We start from the raw sequence: 16,959 nt of genomic DNA on the forward strand, positions 1-16,959 counted from the left end.
TAAAAAATAAGAACCTCTGGTCGTCGCTGAGAATTGTCGCCCTAGGATGATAGGTATGTTTAAACTAAAATGAGCTAATCTACAATGAATGCGAATCATTTAATCTACTCATGAGTGAACACTTTCTTTTATCAAAATTAAAAAGCTCCAGTTCCGATATAAAAGAACTCGCGAAGACAATTTGTATCAAACAAATAAAACAATTCTTTGAGGAAATAAAAACTGCCAGGTAAAATTTCAGCAAGTGCTTTTCTAATAACAGATGACAGAAGCGGACTTTTAAGCAACAAGAAAAGTTTAGAGGCGAAGTACGTCCCTAAACTTTTCTTATTTTTTTAGCAATTTTACAAGCGAAAAAATAAGCAAAAATGAAACTAGTGATAAGGCGATGATCAACCAAAGATTGACTTTTGACTTCACTGTAACATTATTACTAAGATCTGTAGTCTCCTCTATAAACTGATCAATTTCTTCTTTCGTATAATTAAAATACGTTATCGTCTCATCTTCGCCATCGGATAAAACAAATTGATACTCCCCAGACATCAATTCAGCTTTATCTAACAATGGCGCCTCAAACATTGTTTTTATATACGGTGAAAGCACAATCTTCTCTTGTTCTATCTCCCCTTCAGCTATGATCTCTTGATCAGGATTGATTACTCGATAGGAGCCACCTTCTGCATAAGTAACAAGTGGATTCTTGTTGTAAAGGTAATAAGAAAGAGTCGTTGCGTTTCCTGTAATCGTAAATTTAAAGTCCCCAATGATCTGTTTTGTTTCTTGAGCCCATTCATTTTGTTTCAAGCGAACAACGATTACTTTTTGATAAACTTGCTGAACATTTACGGAATCTTTATTTTCTTGTAAACCAATTGCTTGAGAGAAATTGATTCCACCTAATACTTCCCCAATAATCTTTTTATTTACATTAATTATGATTTTGATTTTTTTGCTTTGCTTTGCATCTATTTTTAAAAGACCATCTTCCAATTTACCTTCAATTGGTAAGAGTTTTACGTACTTTTTTAAATCATAATCTTTATTTAGCAAATTGTTTGTTTCCGCAACATAAGTCATTGAAGTCCTAGTTGAAACAGCGATACTAGGAAAAACCGATACTTCAATGGCATGACTTTCATGATTAGTAACAGTTGCTGTATAAGTATACTTTTGGTTCAGATCAGGCGAAAATTGAATATCTTTTACTATACTTGAATTCTTGTCTGCTTGGATCTGAACTTCAAAAGAAGAGCCAATCGATTCTTCTGCCAATGCTTCTGGACTGAAAAAAAATATTCCTAAGCACAGGAACAAAAGAAACACCCTAAAAGAATAAGATTCATTCTTGTAGCTAGGATATAACATACGATTAAGGAGTGACGTCTGTCACTTCTGATGCAGTTAGTGTGATTACGTAATCACTTGCCTTAGTGTTGTCAAAAGTTGAAGGATCAATTGTATAATCAAAAGTACCTTCTTCAGTCGTTTCATAGCCTTGACTTGCTTCAACTTTGAATACTTCACTCGTTGCAATCGTTAAACCAGGTGCTGAGGTTTCTCCAGGAACTGCTGCTGTTATCACTACTTGCTTTGCTCCAAATGACTTATTCGTTAATGTTCCAGATAACGTGAAAGTACCTGTTAGCGGATTCGCTTTCGTTTCTGTGAAACTAATATCTGCAAAATCTACAGTTTTTGTTTCAACAGGAGTAGCTAAAGTAAATGTTGCTGCTCCTTCTGTGACATTTACAGTAACTACTTCTGCACTTGCTGATGCTCCAAAAAATAGAGCAAGCAATAATGTTGTTACTAAAGTAACCTTTTTCATTAATTTCATTCCTCCTTTATTATTTATTTTGTAAGAAGATGGTCTTACAAAAAAACTATACACTATTTTTTTTGACAATATTCTCTTCTTTTTGCAATTTTATTCACAATAAGAATAAAGTATTTTTTAATTTTATCTAGTAATGTTTTAATCTTTTGCGCCTGTTATTAATTTGCAAAGATCGGATTCTTGTTTCACACAGAAATCTGAACCCCGACCGTCTGATAGGCAGATCTTGGGATATTCATTATGTGCCATAGCTGGAATTAACCTGCTTCACAATTAGATGGGAGAATTAGTATGACAATCGAATGATTCTTGGGAAAATGAAAATACAGTACTATGCGATTGTGCTTCTTCCATAAAAAAGCACTCTCACTACCGTGAAACACACTCCCAGTTGAGGTGCTATTTGAGGAAGAAATAGTACTTGTTTCAGAGAGCGATTCCTCCATCCATTCATTCATTGTCGAGGCTTCATTTTCTTCTTGACTATTTCTGAGTTCGGTTTTTAAGTCCGATGAATTAGGATTAGTAACGCCTGAGGTCATCTCACTGAGAGTAAAAACAATTTTATAATTCTCTTGATCATGCGCCAGAAATTTCTTAAGATCTTATGTAACGTAAAACTTACGGACATCTGCAGATTGCGTAACTACCCATTCTTCTGCGTTTTCAAAAGCCGCACTTAAGCCATTACCAAATGAAGAGATCGCTAAAATGTCATCAGTAATCAATTCATTCAGTGAAATCTCTACATTTATACTACCTTCATGATTTAATAGCTCCTTACTAAAATCAATTTCTTGAAAATCAAAATTTATTGGTTCATCAATTGCTAGAAAGATATTCGATTCTTCTATGGCATGAGTTTTCTCTTTTTCCTATAATCATCTCTCTGACGAAGACTATTCACGATTTTACTATCCACGCTTCATCATAATGTTCGATCGTAAACTGAGAATTTGGGTATTCACTCTTGACAAATTTTTCGACAGCATCCAGCTCTGTATCTATATTTGCAATTAAAATGATATAATCTACCTTATTTGTATAGTTCAACTCTATTATGTATTGTTCGGCGTCTATCCAATAGGCATCAATTAATGTATTATCCGTGCTCTCATTAGAACGTTTGAAACCATCCATAATCAGAACATTCGTTGCATCGAGGATTTCTAATGTTTCTTTTACAATGTTTAATGAATTGTGCAAGTAATTTTCTACTTGTTTTAAAGTATAATTTACAGGAAAAACACATTTTCTAAGAAAATATACGTGTCTTTTATTTGTAAATCGTATGGAAAACATTTTTCCTCTCATACTTTTACTTTCTGATATTTCCATCATTTTCAAATCACCTTCAGAGATTATTTATGGCAAATGACCTTCCTACACTTTAAAATAAAGCATTTATAACCTTTTTAGTTATCTTTTTTTGTCAAAAAATTACACATTATGTACAATCTTTTTTTGACAGAATCGACTAACCAGCTTAGAATTAGATACAAAAAATCCTCTTAAAAAGCTTATAGATCTTTTTAAGAGGATTTTTTCTAGCAGAATTTTTATTTGAAAACTAACGCATTATCCGTTCCGTTCAATCATCATGTCAAAGTAATTCTAGTTCCAAATCAAAAGGGGATGCGATCTTTTTTACAGCGATCATGCCTCGTTTACAAATTATAATTTTTCTCATGGCATGATTCTTTCGAGATGATTGTTTAATTTCTGTAATAGTTCCAGCATTTCCTTTTTTGAGTAAGCAAAATTCGTTTCTACCCAATAATTCAATACGGAAAGACAACCTTGAATATGATAGGTCGTAAAGTATCTCATCTCTTCAGTAATCACATTCTTTTTATCTTCATACAACCAAATTTCCAAGTAATTTTTTTCGATCAACTGTTTCATTTTTTCTTGTACCTCCAAACCGTTTGAATAAGTAATGAATAGCTTGTAGACAAACGAATGATGATAGACGTACTCAACTAGATTTATATACAAGTCTTCATAGCTGTGAGTGTTATCAAAGGAAATCAGTTGATTGATGTCTTGGAAGAATCGCATTTCCAGTTGCTCATATAGATCGTAAATATCTGTATAGTGTTTATAAAACGTGGATCGATGCAAATCGGCTGTTTCTGTTAGCTCGCGTATAGTGATTGATTGTATTTTTTTATCCATCATCAGTTTTGATAAAGCCTCTGCCAACGCCCTTTCAGTTTTTTTAAACCGACGATCCTCTTTATTCATTCTACTTCCCCCTATTCGACACTTATGGCTAGACTTGTCGTTTAAACGACAAGTTCAAGTAAGATTGTCCATAGATAATCGACAAAGTGTCTATTATAATATAAGTGTATCACAGACAACCAATGATTAGGAGAATAAAAAATGACTTTAACTTTCAGAAATTTAGAAAAAAAAGACTATCATAAAGCCATCCAGTTTGCCATCAAAGGAATGCACTTTGATTGGTATATCAAAAACAAACTGCTCTTAAATCTTTACGGCAGATATTTCTGGTACTTGGAATTAAATCGCGCGACTGAGATTATTGCTCTCTATCACGAAGATGTATTGGCTGGAGTTTTACTAGCGGAAATAAGCGGTGCACCTAAAGCGCATACTTCTTTTGGACAAATGATGTACATAAAACTATTTGAATTCTTACAGAATAGTTTTGCCAAAGAAAGTGCCGGAGCATATGATGCCGGAAACAATCAACTCCTTTCTGAATATTTAAGTGACCATTCACCGGATGGGGAAATCATTTTCTTAGCAGCTAATCCTGATATACCTATCAAAGGGATCGGAACGCGGCTGCTAGATGAACTACAGAAAAGAGTGCAAGGAAAAGAAATTTATCTTTTTACAGATAGTGCTTGTACGTATCAATTTTATGAAAAGCGCGGTTTTCAACGTCAAAAAGAAAAAATGATTTCATTAAAATTGCCCAACAAAAAAATTGATCTTCAGTGCATGCTCTATAGCAAAGTGATTGACAAATGATAGCCATGCTACGCAACAAAAGCGTTTTTCAAATGAGTGCAAAAAAGCACAGCCCTAATGGCTGTGCTTTGCTAATGATTGGAATAAAAATTTATCCCCTGTTCGGTATCTTCTACATAACTATGCGCTGGAGCTTTAGTCACTAAATAACAAAAATAAAAATCCCCAATACAGGCTGACCCATGAAAAGAAGCCAACCAGACAAATGCATAAGGAGAAATTTCCCTATACGCATACAACAGCCATAAGACCAAAGTGATCAAGACAAAAGGAGCAAGCAAAATAAGTAAAAACTGCCACCTTGAATAAAAGGAATTAGGACTTGTTGCATAGGCCAAACCATTCTTAAAACCAAATTTGACTTTTCCTTCCTTATTGAACAGCTTAAAAAAAATCCCGTGAATCAATTCATGAACGATGATTAACCCTGCCATTGATAGAATGGCAATAACGAGATACATTAAATCGATAGTGACTTCTTCCGATAACTTTCTGTCTAATGTTAAAAGCGTAAATAAAGCAAAGAAAATAACCAATAGAGGAATCGTTAAGATATTCAGTTTCATGATTAGCTTTTTATCGTCAAGCAAATTGACACGCTTGATTAATTTCATAATGACCCCCTTACTCCTATTTGCAACACTATAAGCGCTCGTCTCACGTCATAAATTATTATATCAGTCTTTTTAGACCAAAACAATTCGATTTTTTACTGATACAAAACAAAAAAACATTCTTATCAAAAACGATAAGAATGTTTTTTTAGACAAGAACCAACTCATTTCTCGCTCCCATCATTTGAGAACACTTGCCGTCACAAGTACTAGCAGTGTTTTCACATCAAACTTTTCAATTCGACATCTGGATATTTGTCGGCGAACCAACGCATCGCGAATTGGTTCTCAAACAAGAACAATGGCTGGTCGAAACGGTCTTTGGCTAAAATGTTGCGACTTGAACTCATCTTTTCATCCAAATCTTTAGGATCGATCCAACGAGCAATCTTATGTCCCATTGGCGACATGATCACCTCTGCATTGTACTCGTTCAGCATTCGATATTGAAATACTTCGAATTGCAGCTGTCCAACCGCTCCAATAATGTATTCATCACTGAGATACGTTTTATACAATTGGATGGCTCCTTCTTGCACTAACTGATAGATCCCTTTATGGAATGATTTTTGTTTCATAACATTTTTGGCTGTTACTTTCATAAAGAGTTCAGGTGTAAACGAAGGTAATTCTTCATAGGCGACTTTCAATTTCCCTTCATATAAAGTATCACCAATTTGATAATTTCCGGTATCATATACCCCAATGATGTCGCCGGCAACAGCTTGCTCAATATTTTCGCGAGTGTCTGCCATGAACTGGGTCACATTACTTAATTTCATTTTTTTGCCTGTCCGCTCAAGCGTGACATCCATTCCCCGTTCAAATGTTCCTGAGCAAATGCGGACAAAGGCAATCCGGTCACGGTGTGCGGGGTTCATATTGGCTTGGATTTTGAAAACAAATCCTGAAAGCTCTTGTTCGTATGGACTAATTTCTTCTCCTGTCATTGTCTTATGTCCGTAAGGTGCTGGTGCAAATTGTAAAAATGTTTCTAAGAAAGTTTGCACACCAAAGTTTGTTAACGCAGAGCCAAAAAAGACAGGGGTTTGATCACCACGAGCGATTTTCTCTTCATCAAAGGAATCGCCAGCTTCTTGTAATAATTCGACTTCTTCCAACACTTGTTGATAGACACCATTTTGATTCAGCGGATGATCTTGGGGAATTTCACCGTTTTGATCAAATGGAATCAGGCGTTCACCGCCATGAGATTCTGGACGATAAATTTCAACCCGTTGATTGTGAATGTCATAAAGTCCTTCAAGCCCTTTTCCCATTCCGATTGGCCAATTCATTGGGTAGGACTCGATTTGAAGCAACTCTTCTAGCTCTTCTAAAAGTTCTAATGGTTCACGACCATCACGGTCTAATTTGTTGATGAAGGTAAAGATCGGGATTCCCCGTTTTTTTACGACTTGGAAAAGCTTTTTCGTCTGTGCTTCGATCCCTTTGGCACTATCAATAACCATCACGGCGCTATCAACAGCCATTAACGTACGATACGTATCTTCAGAGAAATCCTCATGTCCTGGTGTATCCAAAATGTTCACACGTTTTCCTTGATAATCAAATTGCATTACAGAACTAGTGACAGAAATCCCCCGTTGTTTCTCGATTTCCATCCAGTCGGATTTAGCAAAATTACCGGTTTTCTTTCCTTTGACAGTTCCTGCTTGGCGAATTGCTCCTCCAAATAGCAGCAACTGCTCAGTGATCGTTGTCTTCCCAGCATCCGGGTGAGAAATAATCGCAAAGGTGCGACGACTTTCAACTTGTTGTTTTAAATTTGGATTCTCCATGTTATGTAGTTACTCCATTCCTTGAAATTAGAACTCTCTGTGTCTATACAAAGATTTTCTGACCAAATCAGTATATCATGTATCAAGAGCGGAAAAAAGAAAAATTACAGACAAATGCTCTCTATCATTCAGATTCGAAAGTCTAGAGAGCAACTGTTTAAGCAGCTTGATAGCTATTTGTATTTATACGAGAACTGCTGTGAAAGCATGAAAAACACTCAAAAAACTAAAAGGCTGGAATTAATGTATCACTATGCTCATTTTCCAAAAATTCTTTGACTTTATCGCTGGTCATCGCTTTTCGCAAAACATTGATTTTTTCTGAATCTTGATTGTCCTTGCGAGCAACTAAAGAGATCGCAAAACGATCATCTATCGTTTTCTCTAAGAACAAGGCATCGTCAGGCTTTAGACCAATTTTGGCGATATAGGTCGGATAGTTGTAGACAAGGGAGACATTTGGTTCATTATAGGCTTCTGCTAGATTCAATAAGTCCACAGACAACCATTCAAAGTTTTTAGGATTCGCAGTAATGTCTTTGATCGTACCATTGACTCCAACTCCATCTTTTAATTCAATCAATCCTTGCTCAGCTAAGATGGCTAATGCTCGTCCTTCATTAGAAACATCATTCGGCAGAGCAACTTTCGTTCCTTCAGGAATGTCTTCAATTTTTGTATACTCTTTTGAGTAAAAGCCCACTTTAGCATTATAAATTTTGTCTAAAGCCACTAAATCTGCTGATTTTTCCTCATTGTAGCGTTGCATATACGGCTCATGCTGCGCAAAGTTTGCATCTACTTCCTTATTATTCAACAGCTCATTGTATTGAATATTGTCATTTACTTGTACCAATTCAATTTTCCAGCCATCTTCTACCGCATCGGCTGCTACTTTGACAACATCTGTCATAGGGGTCGTTTGAGAAGCGACTTTAATCACTTTATCCTCTGATTGCGACTCATTCCCTGTTCCACAAGCACCAAGAAACATTACTGCTAGTACTAACCCAAAAAATATTCCTTTTTTCATTCCTACTCCTACTTTCTTTTATCAACTTTTTTTGCTAACCCATTCCCAATCAACTGAATACTAAAAACTGCTACGATCATCACTAAAATGGCAAAATACATGACCCCATATTCGTACCGTTGATATCCATAACGGATGGCAAAGTCTCCGATTCCTCCTCCGCCAACGATTCCCATCACTGTGGAATAAGACACCATACTGACGATCGTTGTCGTCAGAGACAGGATTAACCCGCTTCTTGCTTCCACGAGCAAAAATTCTTTGACATATTGATAAGTGGAGACACCTAATGAGCGTGCCAATAGTCCGACATCTTCTGGGACATCCAACAATACCTGCTCGACTAAACGAGCATAGACGACGATTGACACAATACTCAATGGGATACTTGCTGGGATCGGCCCAAACGAGCTGCCTAACAAAAAACGAGTGACGGGAATCATCGCAACAACAAACAGTAAATAAGGAAACGAACGAATGACCGTGATCAGCAAATTTAATATTTGATACAAAATCGTTCCCTGATTGTTGTTTTCACGACTAATAAATAATAGAATACCTAATGGCAATCCAATCAAAACAGCGGCGAAGATAGAGATACTCATCATGATCAGGGTTTCTTCCATCGCCTGCATCAATTCTGGTAAATAGTATTGAATACTCTCAATTATCGGCATGCTTTAGACTCCTTATCACACGATCGACATAGTTTAATTCTTCTTTTTGTAAAAGATGCGGCGTATTCGCTACTTCCGCTACGATTCTTCCTTGTTCCATAACATAGACCCGCTCACAAACTTGTCGAACCGCTGACAATTCATGACTAACAAACACGATTGTAGGCTGGAAAGTGCCATGAACCTTTTGCAATAACGATAAAACATCTCCCTTAGTATCTTCATCCAATGCACTGGTCGGTTCATCACACAAGAGGATCTTTGGTTCTTTGACCAAAGCACGGGCAATTGCTACTCGTTGCTTTTCCCCTCCACTTAAAGAAGCAGGATAAACCGAAGCCTTTTCAGACATACCTACGAAGTCTAACGTTTCCATCACTTGTCGTTGTGATTTTCCAGCTAATTTTAAAGGCAAAAAAACATTGTCGTAGACAGTCAGATTATGGAGCAGATTAAATTGTTGAAAGATCATCGCAATATCTTGCTGTAGACTTCGTCTCATTTTCTTGGTCAATCCTGTCGTGTTCACGCCATCAATCACGATTTCGCCAGCTGAAGGAGATTCGATCAAATTAATCAGACGCAACAAGGTAGACTTCCCGGAACCGCTTTTGCCGACGATACCGACGATCTCATTGTTGATTGTTAACGATACTCGATCAAGGACATTGTCCTGATATACTTGTGAAACCTCTTTTACTTCGATCATATTTGGTTCCTGACGCTCCTCTGCCTTCAAACTCAATTGAAAAGTAGTGATACAAATTGCTCATTTGTCAGTTGATGGATATATTTCGCGACTTCCATCCCTTGAAAATGCTGTCGCAACTCTTCATTATAAGGAAGACCAATCAGCTGTTTTTCGAGACCAGCGATATCTTCTTCGCCAAAAAAATCTCCAGTGATTTGTGCTTCTGTGATTTTCCCCTTTGCCACTGAAAAGCGTAGTTCAACGATACCAACATTTTCAAAACGTTTGCGTTTCGTCCATTGATAATTCGGGGCTTCCCCATAAATCCATTGATCATTGGCATATCGCAATTGATACAACTGATTAATCTTCCGTTGATCTTCAGCCGTTAATTTGATTTCTTTTTCTTGGATTTCCTCAATGTTGTCGACGTCATAAATATGACAGAGCAATTGATCTCTAAATTCTTTCGTTGACAATTGTTGATATTCTTCAGAAAGATAAGGCTTGATGTTGGTCACACTTTTACGCACTGACTTTGTTGCCTTCGAGTCGATCTTTTCCTGTGGAACGTTCAACACTTTTGTCAAAACGCTTAAGTCAACATCGAACATCAATGTTCCGTGGGAATAGCTTCTGTCATTTTTTGTGTACATGGCGTTACCAGAAAATTTCTTTCCTTCAACAAACAAGTCATTTCTTCCCCGTACTTCAACCTCTTTTGCTCCCATCTTCTGCAATGCTTTCAAAATAGGTTGGGTGGCTCCATGATAATCACCAAAATGAGTCACATCTTTTTTAGTCACAAAGCTAAAACTCATGTTGCCTAGATCGTCATAAACTGCTCCGCCACCAGAGGTTCTCCGGGTTAAAACGATGTCATTATGTCGTAAATAGTCAAAATTTATTTCTTCGTAGGCATTTTGGTTTCTACCGATTATAACACAAGGCTTTTGTATGTATAACAGCAAGCATGGTTCTGAAATATCTACGTTATTCATTAAATATTCTTCAGTAGCTAAGTTCATCCGAATATCATCACTTTTCATTCGGTAAAATCTCATTTTCCCACCCCACAATGATTTCTAGTTATCGCACTCTTATCCTCTCTTTAATTCACAAGAAAAGCAAGAAATATGCTTAGTTATTTTAGTTTTTTTATCTAGCTAAATCTGTATCATTTGATTAACTCATTCTGTTCTATATATTATTTTTAGACAAAAAAATGCTTGAAGCATTTGCTTCAAGCATTCATTTTATCGACGAGGTTCGTCTTCTTCAAAATCTTTTTTGAAATAGCGGCGTTCTTCTTCAGGTTCGACAGCTGCTTCTTCAGGATCATGGAAGATAACGCGGATCTTCAATACACGTGACCCTTCCATTTCTTCTGTGATCAGTGTGACGTTATCCACTTTAAAGGATAATTTCTCTCCTTCATCAGGAATCAATCCTAAAGCTGTGATCAAATATCCGGCCATTGTATCAACATCACTCATGTGCAGGCTCATATCAAATGCTTCATTAAAGTCATCAATCAACATTCGCCCTTGGATGATGTACTCATGATCAGAAACTTGTTCATATAATTCTTCTACTTCATCCGATTCATCGTCGATCTCACCAACGATTTCCTCTAAGAGGTCTTCTAAAGTAACCAGACCTACGACACCGCCGTATTCGTCTAATAAGATAGCCATCTGATTTTGAGTCTTTTTCAACTCATAGAGTAAGTCATCAATAAAAACAGTTTCAGGCACAAATAATGGTTCTTGGAGGATTTGTTTAATATCTAATGTTTCAAATCCATATTTATAGGCACATTTCAGCAGGTTTTTTGTATGTAAAATACCTACGACTTTGTCTTTGTCCTCATTATATACTGGGATTCGAGAATAGTTTTCTGCTAAAATTTCTGTCAAAATTTCATCTACTGAATCATTGATATCGACCATAAATGCAGTAGTCCGCGGCACCATCACTTCACGGGCCACCTTCGTATCCAATGAAAAGATTCCTTGTAGCATTTCCAATTCATCTTCTTCAAAGACACCTTCTGTTTCTAACATATACCGCATTTCATCACGAGTCATTTTTGTATCTTCATCATCAAATTCCATTGGTGTGATTCGAGCTAACAAACTAGTTGAAGCGGAAAGCAACCACACAAATGGTTTTGCGATCGTACCAATCACACGTATCACACCTGAAGTAAATTGAGCAACTTCTTCAGATTTGTTCATTGCGATTCGTTTTGGATACAACTCACCAAATACGATCGAAACATAGGTCAAAATCGCTAATACAATGATATTAGCCAGGCTTTTTGCTGCAGCTCCGCCACCTAGAACGGGTGCTAAGCGGGTAGATAGCGTATCTGCCAGTGAGGCCCCTGATAAGATATTGACTAATGTGATCCCAACTTGGATCGTCGACAAGAAGTTGGTGGGATTGTCAATGATTTTCAATAATTTTTGTGATTTGACATTTCCTTCCTCAGCCTTCTGTTCTACACGGTTCTTATTAACTGAAACAACCGCGATTTCTGAAGCAGCCAAGAAAGCATTGATCAATGTCAAAACGATCAATAATAAAATTTGCGCTAATAGCGACTGACTCTCGGGGTCAGCATTCATAATAGCATTCTCTCCTTATTTTTACATTTTCTAAAAAAAATCGTGGGCTATACCCACGATAAAATCGTATCATAAAGCTTTTTTCTTTGCAATAAAAACCATCAGTTATCTAGTTCGATCAATTTCTCTTGGTTTTTCTTGCTTTTATCGTCACGAATCAAACGAATCACAAAAATCACAATCGTACGACAAATGGCGTAGAAAGGTACTCCTAAGAAAATACCCAGTAATCCAGCGATGTTCCCTGCGACTAGCAACACTAAAATAATGGTTAGCGGATGAATCGCCAATGACTTTCCGATTACATTAGGATAGATCACATTACCATCTAATTGTTGAACGACTAACACGACTACACCACATAACAGAGCCCGGAAAGGATCATCAAAGATTGTCACTAAAACTGCCGGAATCAAGCCGAGGTAAGGGCCCAAATAAGGAATCAAGTTAGTGATCCCTGCAATGACACCAAATAAAAAGGCGTAATTGACACCCACTAGCCAGTAGCCGATAAAGGTAAAGGTCGCGACAAAAATACATTCAATCGCTTGTCCGCTAATGTAATTGGACAATGTTTTATTCAGATCACCCAATAACTCGATGATTTGATTTCGTCTTTTTTCAGGTAAAACTGATTGAATATTTGGCACAAGTTTCTCGCCGTCTTTCAGCATATAAAACAAGATGAATGGTACTGTAACAATGATCATCGTTGCTGAAGCAATCGTTCCTACGATCGATCCCAAACTTGTTGACAGCCCACTTAGAAATTGTTGCAGCAATGAACCATAGGAAAGATTGAGATTTTCTAACTGTTGCGCAAAGTCGATCTGTTTAAATACTGGGTCATCTGCTATTTTAGAAATCCAAGTCTCCATATTTTTAGCAAAAGTAGGAATATTTTCTGCAAGTTGTGAAATTTGGTTGATCAGATTTGGAATCACGCTTACGACTGTTAGGACAATAGCTGCTACTAATAAGAGTAAAACTAAAATCACAGCGTAGATTCTTTTGATCTTAGTGGTCTTCATCAGAAAAACGACGATCGGATTAAGCAGATAGTACAAAAAGCCTGCAATTAAGACCGGCGCAAATAATGTCGAAAAAAATGTTCCTACTGGTGCAAATAAGAAATTGATTTTGCTCAATACCAGAGCTAACGTGGCAAGAACGAGAATTTCTAATGACCAGAAGAAAAGTTTTGATTGTTTGAATTTGTCGAACAAACGATTCCCTCCTTTTTTTCACTATTATAGAGTATTTTGCAAAAAAAAGCTTGCGACTTTAGCCGCAAAAGCCATTTTTCTTTTCGTAAAAATGGTATACTTAGAAAATAATTGATGAAATAAGAAGGTGGTTGATTTTATGTTCGTCGCACAAACCAAAGATACATTAAGCGAAATTTATCTGGACTCGTTGAAAATTCGTAATGATGTCTTCGTCAAAGAACAAGGCGTGCCCTTAAGTCTTGAGATCGATCAGGACGAAGCAAACGCGGTCCATTTTGTTCTCTATAATGAACAAAAAGAAGCAACAGCAACTTTGCGGCTGCTTCCTATAGATAGCCACACATTGAAACTTCAGCGTATGGCCGTACCCGTTTCCCATCGCAAAAAAGGCTTCGGACGAATTTTGATCCAAGGGGCGGAGGATTTTGCTCGGAAACAAGGGTTTCAAAAAATCACTTTAGGTGCTCAGCTAACCGCAAAAGGTTTTTATCTTTCTCTAGGCTACCAACCTGAAGGGGAAGAATTTCTTGATGCGGATATGCCCCACATCAAAATGAGTAAATATCTGCAGAACTAAGTATCTTAAAAGCTGTCAATCACTTATAACTCACGTGATTGACAACTTTCGCTTCTTTATAGAACTGGATGAATCTCCTTTAAAGAAGCCCCGCCTTACAAATCAATCACTCGATGACAGGCACTATTTTTTGATACAAAAAGACTCGACTTCTAATTAAAGTCGAGTCTTTTGCACATTGAAGTGACCCTTTACGGCTACTCCTTGCTATTTCTGAGACAACTGCTTGTAGCGATCATACCAAATGTCCACATACCCCTCAGAAAATGGTCCTTTGCCATTATTGATCCAATCTACTAAAATTTTGACATTTTCTTTTAAAATAAAATCAATGTCCTGCGGATAATGCATGATCTTGCTATGAAGCTCATATTCATCCACATCTAGTAAACGTTTCTCACCATCAGGAAATACTTTGATATCAAGGTCATAATCAATATATTTCAAGGCCTCTTCATCAAGCAAATACGGTGAAGCGAGATTACAATAATAGGAAACCCCCTTTTCTCGGATCATTGCGATTACATTAAACCAGTATTTTTTATGAAAATATACAATAGCTGGCTCACGGGTAACCCAGCGTCTTCCATCCGATTCAGTCACCAATGTATGATCATTGACACCAATCATTGAGAATTCGCTCGTCTTTAAGACCATAGTATCCCGCCACGTTCGATGCAAATTGCCGTCATGTTTGTAGCTTTGGATGCTGACAAACTCTCCTTCTTTTGGAACTCGCATAGCAACCCTTCCCTCAGCAAGAAAACTTGCGTTTTGTTTGGGTGTTCATTACACCGATATCGTAAATATTATAGCAATAAAACAACCCTTTGCCTAGAAATGTTTATCGACTTTATGATTTTTCTTCAATTGTTCGACTAATTTCAACTGAGGTTTGGGAAAGACATACTGTTCAAATTCTTCTGGCGCAGCCCATTGACTGTGTTCTAACGAGAATTCCGACGGTGTGCGTCCATAAAAAAGCAGTATGTGCCATTTCAAATGACTAAAGATGTGAGTAACCTCACCAAGATGTCTTTTTTGCCAAACGACGGGAAATTCAGGGAAAATCGGAGCTGGTTCTTCTGCAACTGCATCCAATGTTAACTGTTGGTCTTGCCAATAAGCCAATAATTGCGTATAGGTCGCCTGATCCACTTCCAAAAGCGGAAAATGCCACATTTTGGCTAACAAGCCAGTTTCTGGTCGCTGCACCAATAAAAAGCGGCCATCTTCTTCAATAGCTCCAGCAATGTAATACACATCTTTTGGCTTCGCTTTTTTTGATTTTACGGGAAAGTCGGTTTGTGTTCCCTGCTGATAGGCTAGACAATATTCTTGCAGTGGACATTCCTCGCATAATGGTGAAGTCGGCGTACAAATACTTGAACCAAGATCCATCAAAGCTTGATTGAATTCTCCTGGCTCATCGTGAGAAATGATTGTACGCATTGCTTCATCAAAGACTCCGCGAGAACTCGCTTTAGCTATATCTGCCTCAATACAAAACAAACGACTCACTACACGCATCACATTGCCATCGATTGCAGGTTCCGGCAATCCAAAAGCGATACTGCCGATCGCCCCGGCAGTGTAAGGACCAATCCCCTTTAACAAACGAATATCAGTGATGGTCTGTGGCATCTCTCCATCGAACTCTGCCATGATTTGTTGAGCGGCAGCTTTTAAATTGCGAGCACGAGAGTAATAACCTAATCCTTCCCAAGCCTTCAAAAGCTTCTGCTCTTCTGCACCAGCTAAATCTTTGATGGTTGGAAATTGTTCCATAAAGCGGTAATAATAGCCAATGACGGTGTCCACTCTTGTTTGCTGGAGCATGATCTCCGAGATCCAGATTGCATAGGGATCGTTGGTTGCTCGCCAGGGGAGATTCCTTTTTTCATCATGGTACCAATTCAAAAACTTGTCTTGGAAAGAACGAATGTCCTCTTTTGACCACTTTTCCCACTGTTTATTCATCCATAACTTCCTCATCTAAAAATTGTTGGATCGCATCCAGAGCGAAACCTTTTTGGTAAAGACCTTGTTTGATTTTCATTTTTCTTTTATTCAAAGGCAACCGCTGATGTCTTCGCAAAAGTCGTTGACCCTCTTTTTGCAAAGCTGCGTTTTCCTCTTCGTCGTCTCTATCTGTAGGCAGTTCATCTAAAATTAATTGGATAACTGGTTGTCTAAACCCTTTTTGCATTAGGTGCAGCGATAGTTTCTGCATCATCTCTTTGTGACTTTTCCCTTGGAACCGACGCAATGCTTTTTCGGCAGTATGATAGCCGACATCAAATTGCTTTTCTTCTGTATATAACGGCATCACTTCTTGAATCACTTCTTCAGACAGCCCCTTTTGTTTTAGTTGCTGACTGATGACTGATGGCCCTTTGTCTCCTAAACGGGTTTGTGTCCGCAAGTAGCTTTCTCCGTAGGTACGGTCATCAAGTAAATTTAGTTCTTTCAATCGCTGCACGACCAAATGGCGATCCTCTAAATTGATTTCTTTGTCTTTTAGATAGGTACGAACTTCTTTTTCGGAACGTAGTTGATAGCTAATGTAATTCATTGCTTGCTGCAGCCCAATATCAAAACCGGAGCTTTTTTTGATTTCGGTCAACTCTTCTTCCGTCACTTCTTTTCCTTTTAGAAGACGGAAACGAACCAGAAGATCCTCAGAAACCCGCAAAGATTCTCCATTAGAGCAGTCTACTTCGTAAAAGGGACCTTTTCCCTTACTGATACGAATGATCGTTATCATTTTCTTCACCTCACGAACGTATATTCTAGTTTATCACAAAAAAGGGGAAATTCCTTCAAAAGAGCTATAAAAAGTATGGTAAAATAGAGA

The 16,959-nt window shown here is 37.5% G+C and carries 17 protein-coding genes; 2 read left to right on the forward strand and 15 right to left on the reverse strand.

The annotated features are described in order from the left end of the window. Positions 1 to 327: 327 nt before the first annotated feature. The 4 genes from HED61_RS12120 to HED61_RS12135 form a co-directional block, all read right to left on the reverse strand. Positions 328 to 1,317, reverse strand: coding sequence for a DUF916 domain-containing protein (locus tag HED61_RS12120; RefSeq protein WP_176333519.1), 990 nt, complete (start codon positions 1,315 to 1,317; stop codon positions 328 to 330). 55 nt (positions 1,318 to 1,372) lie between these two features. Beyond that, the gene (locus HED61_RS12125; RefSeq protein WP_113849597.1) at positions 1,373 to 1,831 is read right to left on the reverse strand and encodes a hypothetical protein; all 459 of its coding nucleotides are present in this window, start codon (positions 1,829 to 1,831) and stop codon (positions 1,373 to 1,375) included. A gap of 912 nt (positions 1,832 to 2,743) precedes the next feature. After that, on the reverse strand, positions 2,744 to 3,181 hold the full coding sequence (locus HED61_RS12130; RefSeq protein WP_103299739.1) for a hypothetical protein: 438 nt from the start codon (positions 3,179 to 3,181) through the stop codon (positions 2,744 to 2,746). A gap of 345 nt (positions 3,182 to 3,526) precedes the next feature. Beyond that, positions 3,527 to 4,087, reverse strand: coding sequence for a TetR/AcrR family transcriptional regulator (locus HED61_RS12135; protein ID WP_081132173.1), 561 nt, complete (start codon positions 4,085 to 4,087; stop codon positions 3,527 to 3,529). Positions 4,088 to 4,228: 141 nt separating this feature from the next. Here HED61_RS12135 and HED61_RS12140 point away from each other — a divergent pair, with 141 nt between their 5' ends. Beyond that, positions 4,229 to 4,846, forward strand: coding sequence for a GNAT family N-acetyltransferase (locus HED61_RS12140; RefSeq protein ID WP_081132172.1), 618 nt, complete (start codon positions 4,229 to 4,231; stop codon positions 4,844 to 4,846). A gap of 71 nt (positions 4,847 to 4,917) precedes the next feature. On the opposite strand, the gene HED61_RS12145 is transcribed toward HED61_RS12140, so the two are convergent. From HED61_RS12145 to HED61_RS12180, 8 genes are all read right to left on the reverse strand, one after another. Beyond that, positions 4,918 to 5,460, reverse strand: a complete 543-nt coding sequence (locus HED61_RS12145) for a DUF3267 domain-containing protein (RefSeq protein WP_081132171.1) — start codon at positions 5,458 to 5,460, stop codon at positions 4,918 to 4,920. 221 nt (positions 5,461 to 5,681) lie between these two features. Further along, positions 5,682 to 7,262: a peptide chain release factor 3 gene (locus HED61_RS12150; protein WP_081132170.1), complete on the reverse strand. Its 1,581-nt coding sequence runs from the start codon at positions 7,260 to 7,262 to the stop codon at positions 5,682 to 5,684. Between the two features lie 226 nt (positions 7,263 to 7,488). Next, the gene (locus HED61_RS12155; protein ID WP_003126324.1) at positions 7,489 to 8,295 is read right to left on the reverse strand and encodes a MetQ/NlpA family ABC transporter substrate-binding protein; all 807 of its coding nucleotides are present in this window, start codon (positions 8,293 to 8,295) and stop codon (positions 7,489 to 7,491) included. Between the two features lie 8 nt (positions 8,296 to 8,303). Next, positions 8,304 to 8,972 carry a methionine ABC transporter permease gene (locus tag HED61_RS12160; RefSeq protein ID WP_219645019.1) on the reverse strand — a complete coding sequence of 223 codons (669 nt, stop codon included), beginning with the start codon at positions 8,970 to 8,972 and terminating at the stop codon, positions 8,304 to 8,306. After that, a complete protein-coding gene (locus HED61_RS12165) occupies positions 8,959 to 9,681 on the reverse strand; it encodes a methionine ABC transporter ATP-binding protein (RefSeq protein WP_219645018.1) in 723 nt (240 codons plus the stop codon). The genes HED61_RS12160 and HED61_RS12165 overlap by 14 nt, the downstream gene beginning before the upstream one ends. 32 nt (positions 9,682 to 9,713) lie before the next feature. Then, complete coding sequence (locus HED61_RS12170; RefSeq protein ID WP_003126320.1) at positions 9,714 to 10,727, reverse strand: lipoate--protein ligase; 1,014 nt, start codon at positions 10,725 to 10,727, stop codon at positions 9,714 to 9,716. 192 nt (positions 10,728 to 10,919) lie between these two features. After that, complete coding sequence (locus HED61_RS12175; protein WP_103299734.1) at positions 10,920 to 12,296, reverse strand: hemolysin family protein; 1,377 nt, start codon at positions 12,294 to 12,296, stop codon at positions 10,920 to 10,922. Between the two features lie 101 nt (positions 12,297 to 12,397). Further along, positions 12,398 to 13,522 carry an AI-2E family transporter gene (locus tag HED61_RS12180; RefSeq protein WP_003126318.1) on the reverse strand — a complete coding sequence of 375 codons (1,125 nt, stop codon included), beginning with the start codon at positions 13,520 to 13,522 and terminating at the stop codon, positions 12,398 to 12,400. A 139-nt stretch (positions 13,523 to 13,661) separates the two neighbouring features. Between HED61_RS12180 and HED61_RS12185 the strand changes: the two genes are divergently transcribed. Further along, positions 13,662 to 14,102 carry a GNAT family N-acetyltransferase gene (locus HED61_RS12185; RefSeq protein WP_003126317.1) on the forward strand — a complete coding sequence of 147 codons (441 nt, stop codon included), beginning with the start codon at positions 13,662 to 13,664 and terminating at the stop codon, positions 14,100 to 14,102. 207 nt (positions 14,103 to 14,309) lie between these two features. On the opposite strand, the gene ntdP is transcribed toward HED61_RS12185, so the two are convergent. From ntdP to recX, 3 genes are all read right to left on the reverse strand, one after another. Further along, positions 14,310 to 14,843 carry a nucleoside tri-diphosphate phosphatase gene (gene ntdP / locus HED61_RS12190; RefSeq protein ID WP_003126316.1) on the reverse strand — a complete coding sequence of 178 codons (534 nt, stop codon included), beginning with the start codon at positions 14,841 to 14,843 and terminating at the stop codon, positions 14,310 to 14,312. 93 nt (positions 14,844 to 14,936) lie between these two features. Continuing rightward, complete coding sequence (gene mutY, locus HED61_RS12195) at positions 14,937 to 16,082, reverse strand: A/G-specific adenine glycosylase (protein ID WP_219645017.1); 1,146 nt, start codon at positions 16,080 to 16,082, stop codon at positions 14,937 to 14,939. After that, positions 16,075 to 16,869 (reverse strand): recombination regulator RecX, encoded by a 795-nt coding sequence (gene recX, locus HED61_RS12200; RefSeq protein WP_219645016.1) that lies wholly within the window; start codon positions 16,867 to 16,869, stop codon positions 16,075 to 16,077. The genes mutY and recX overlap by 8 nt, the downstream gene beginning before the upstream one ends. Positions 16,870 to 16,959 lie beyond the last annotated feature (90 nt).

Source organism: Enterococcus gallinarum (genome assembly GCF_021496385.1).
Taxonomy (GTDB): Bacteria; Bacillota; Bacilli; order Lactobacillales; family Enterococcaceae; genus Enterococcus_D; species Enterococcus_D gallinarum.

Bases quoted from the DNA above. Each gene is read 5' to 3' on its own strand.
- HED61_RS12125 (WP_113849597.1), bottom strand. From the start codon at position 1,831: ATGAAAAAGGTTACTTTAGTAACAACATTATTGCTTGCTCTATTTTTT.
- HED61_RS12130 (WP_103299739.1), bottom strand. From the start codon at position 3,181: ATGATGGAAATATCAGAAAGTAAAAGTATGAGAGGAAAAATGTTTTCC.
- HED61_RS12135 (WP_081132173.1), bottom strand. From the start codon at position 4,087: ATGAATAAAGAGGATCGTCGGTTTAAAAAAACTGAAAGGGCGTTGGCA.
- HED61_RS12140 (WP_081132172.1), top strand. From the start codon at position 4,229: ATGACTTTAACTTTCAGAAATTTAGAAAAAAAAGACTATCATAAAGCC.
- HED61_RS12145 (WP_081132171.1), bottom strand. From the start codon at position 5,460: ATGAAATTAATCAAGCGTGTCAATTTGCTTGACGATAAAAAGCTAATC.
- HED61_RS12150 (WP_081132170.1), bottom strand. From the start codon at position 7,262: ATGGAGAATCCAAATTTAAAACAACAAGTTGAAAGTCGTCGCACCTTT.
- HED61_RS12155 (WP_003126324.1), bottom strand. From the start codon at position 8,295: ATGAAAAAAGGAATATTTTTTGGGTTAGTACTAGCAGTAATGTTTCTT.
- HED61_RS12160 (WP_219645019.1), bottom strand. From the start codon at position 8,972: ATGCCGATAATTGAGAGTATTCAATACTATTTACCAGAATTGATGCAG.
- HED61_RS12165 (WP_219645018.1), bottom strand. From the start codon at position 9,681: ATGATCGAAGTAAAAGAGGTTTCACAAGTATATCAGGACAATGTCCTT.
- HED61_RS12170 (WP_003126320.1), bottom strand. From the start codon at position 10,727: ATGAGATTTTACCGAATGAAAAGTGATGATATTCGGATGAACTTAGCT.
- HED61_RS12175 (WP_103299734.1), bottom strand. From the start codon at position 12,296: ATGAATGCTGACCCCGAGAGTCAGTCGCTATTAGCGCAAATTTTATTA.
- HED61_RS12185 (WP_003126317.1), top strand. From the start codon at position 13,662: ATGTTCGTCGCACAAACCAAAGATACATTAAGCGAAATTTATCTGGAC.
- ntdP (WP_003126316.1), bottom strand. From the start codon at position 14,843: ATGCGAGTTCCAAAAGAAGGAGAGTTTGTCAGCATCCAAAGCTACAAA.
- mutY (WP_219645017.1), bottom strand. From the start codon at position 16,082: ATGAATAAACAGTGGGAAAAGTGGTCAAAAGAGGACATTCGTTCTTTC.
- recX (WP_219645016.1), bottom strand. From the start codon at position 16,869: ATGATAACGATCATTCGTATCAGTAAGGGAAAAGGTCCCTTTTACGAA.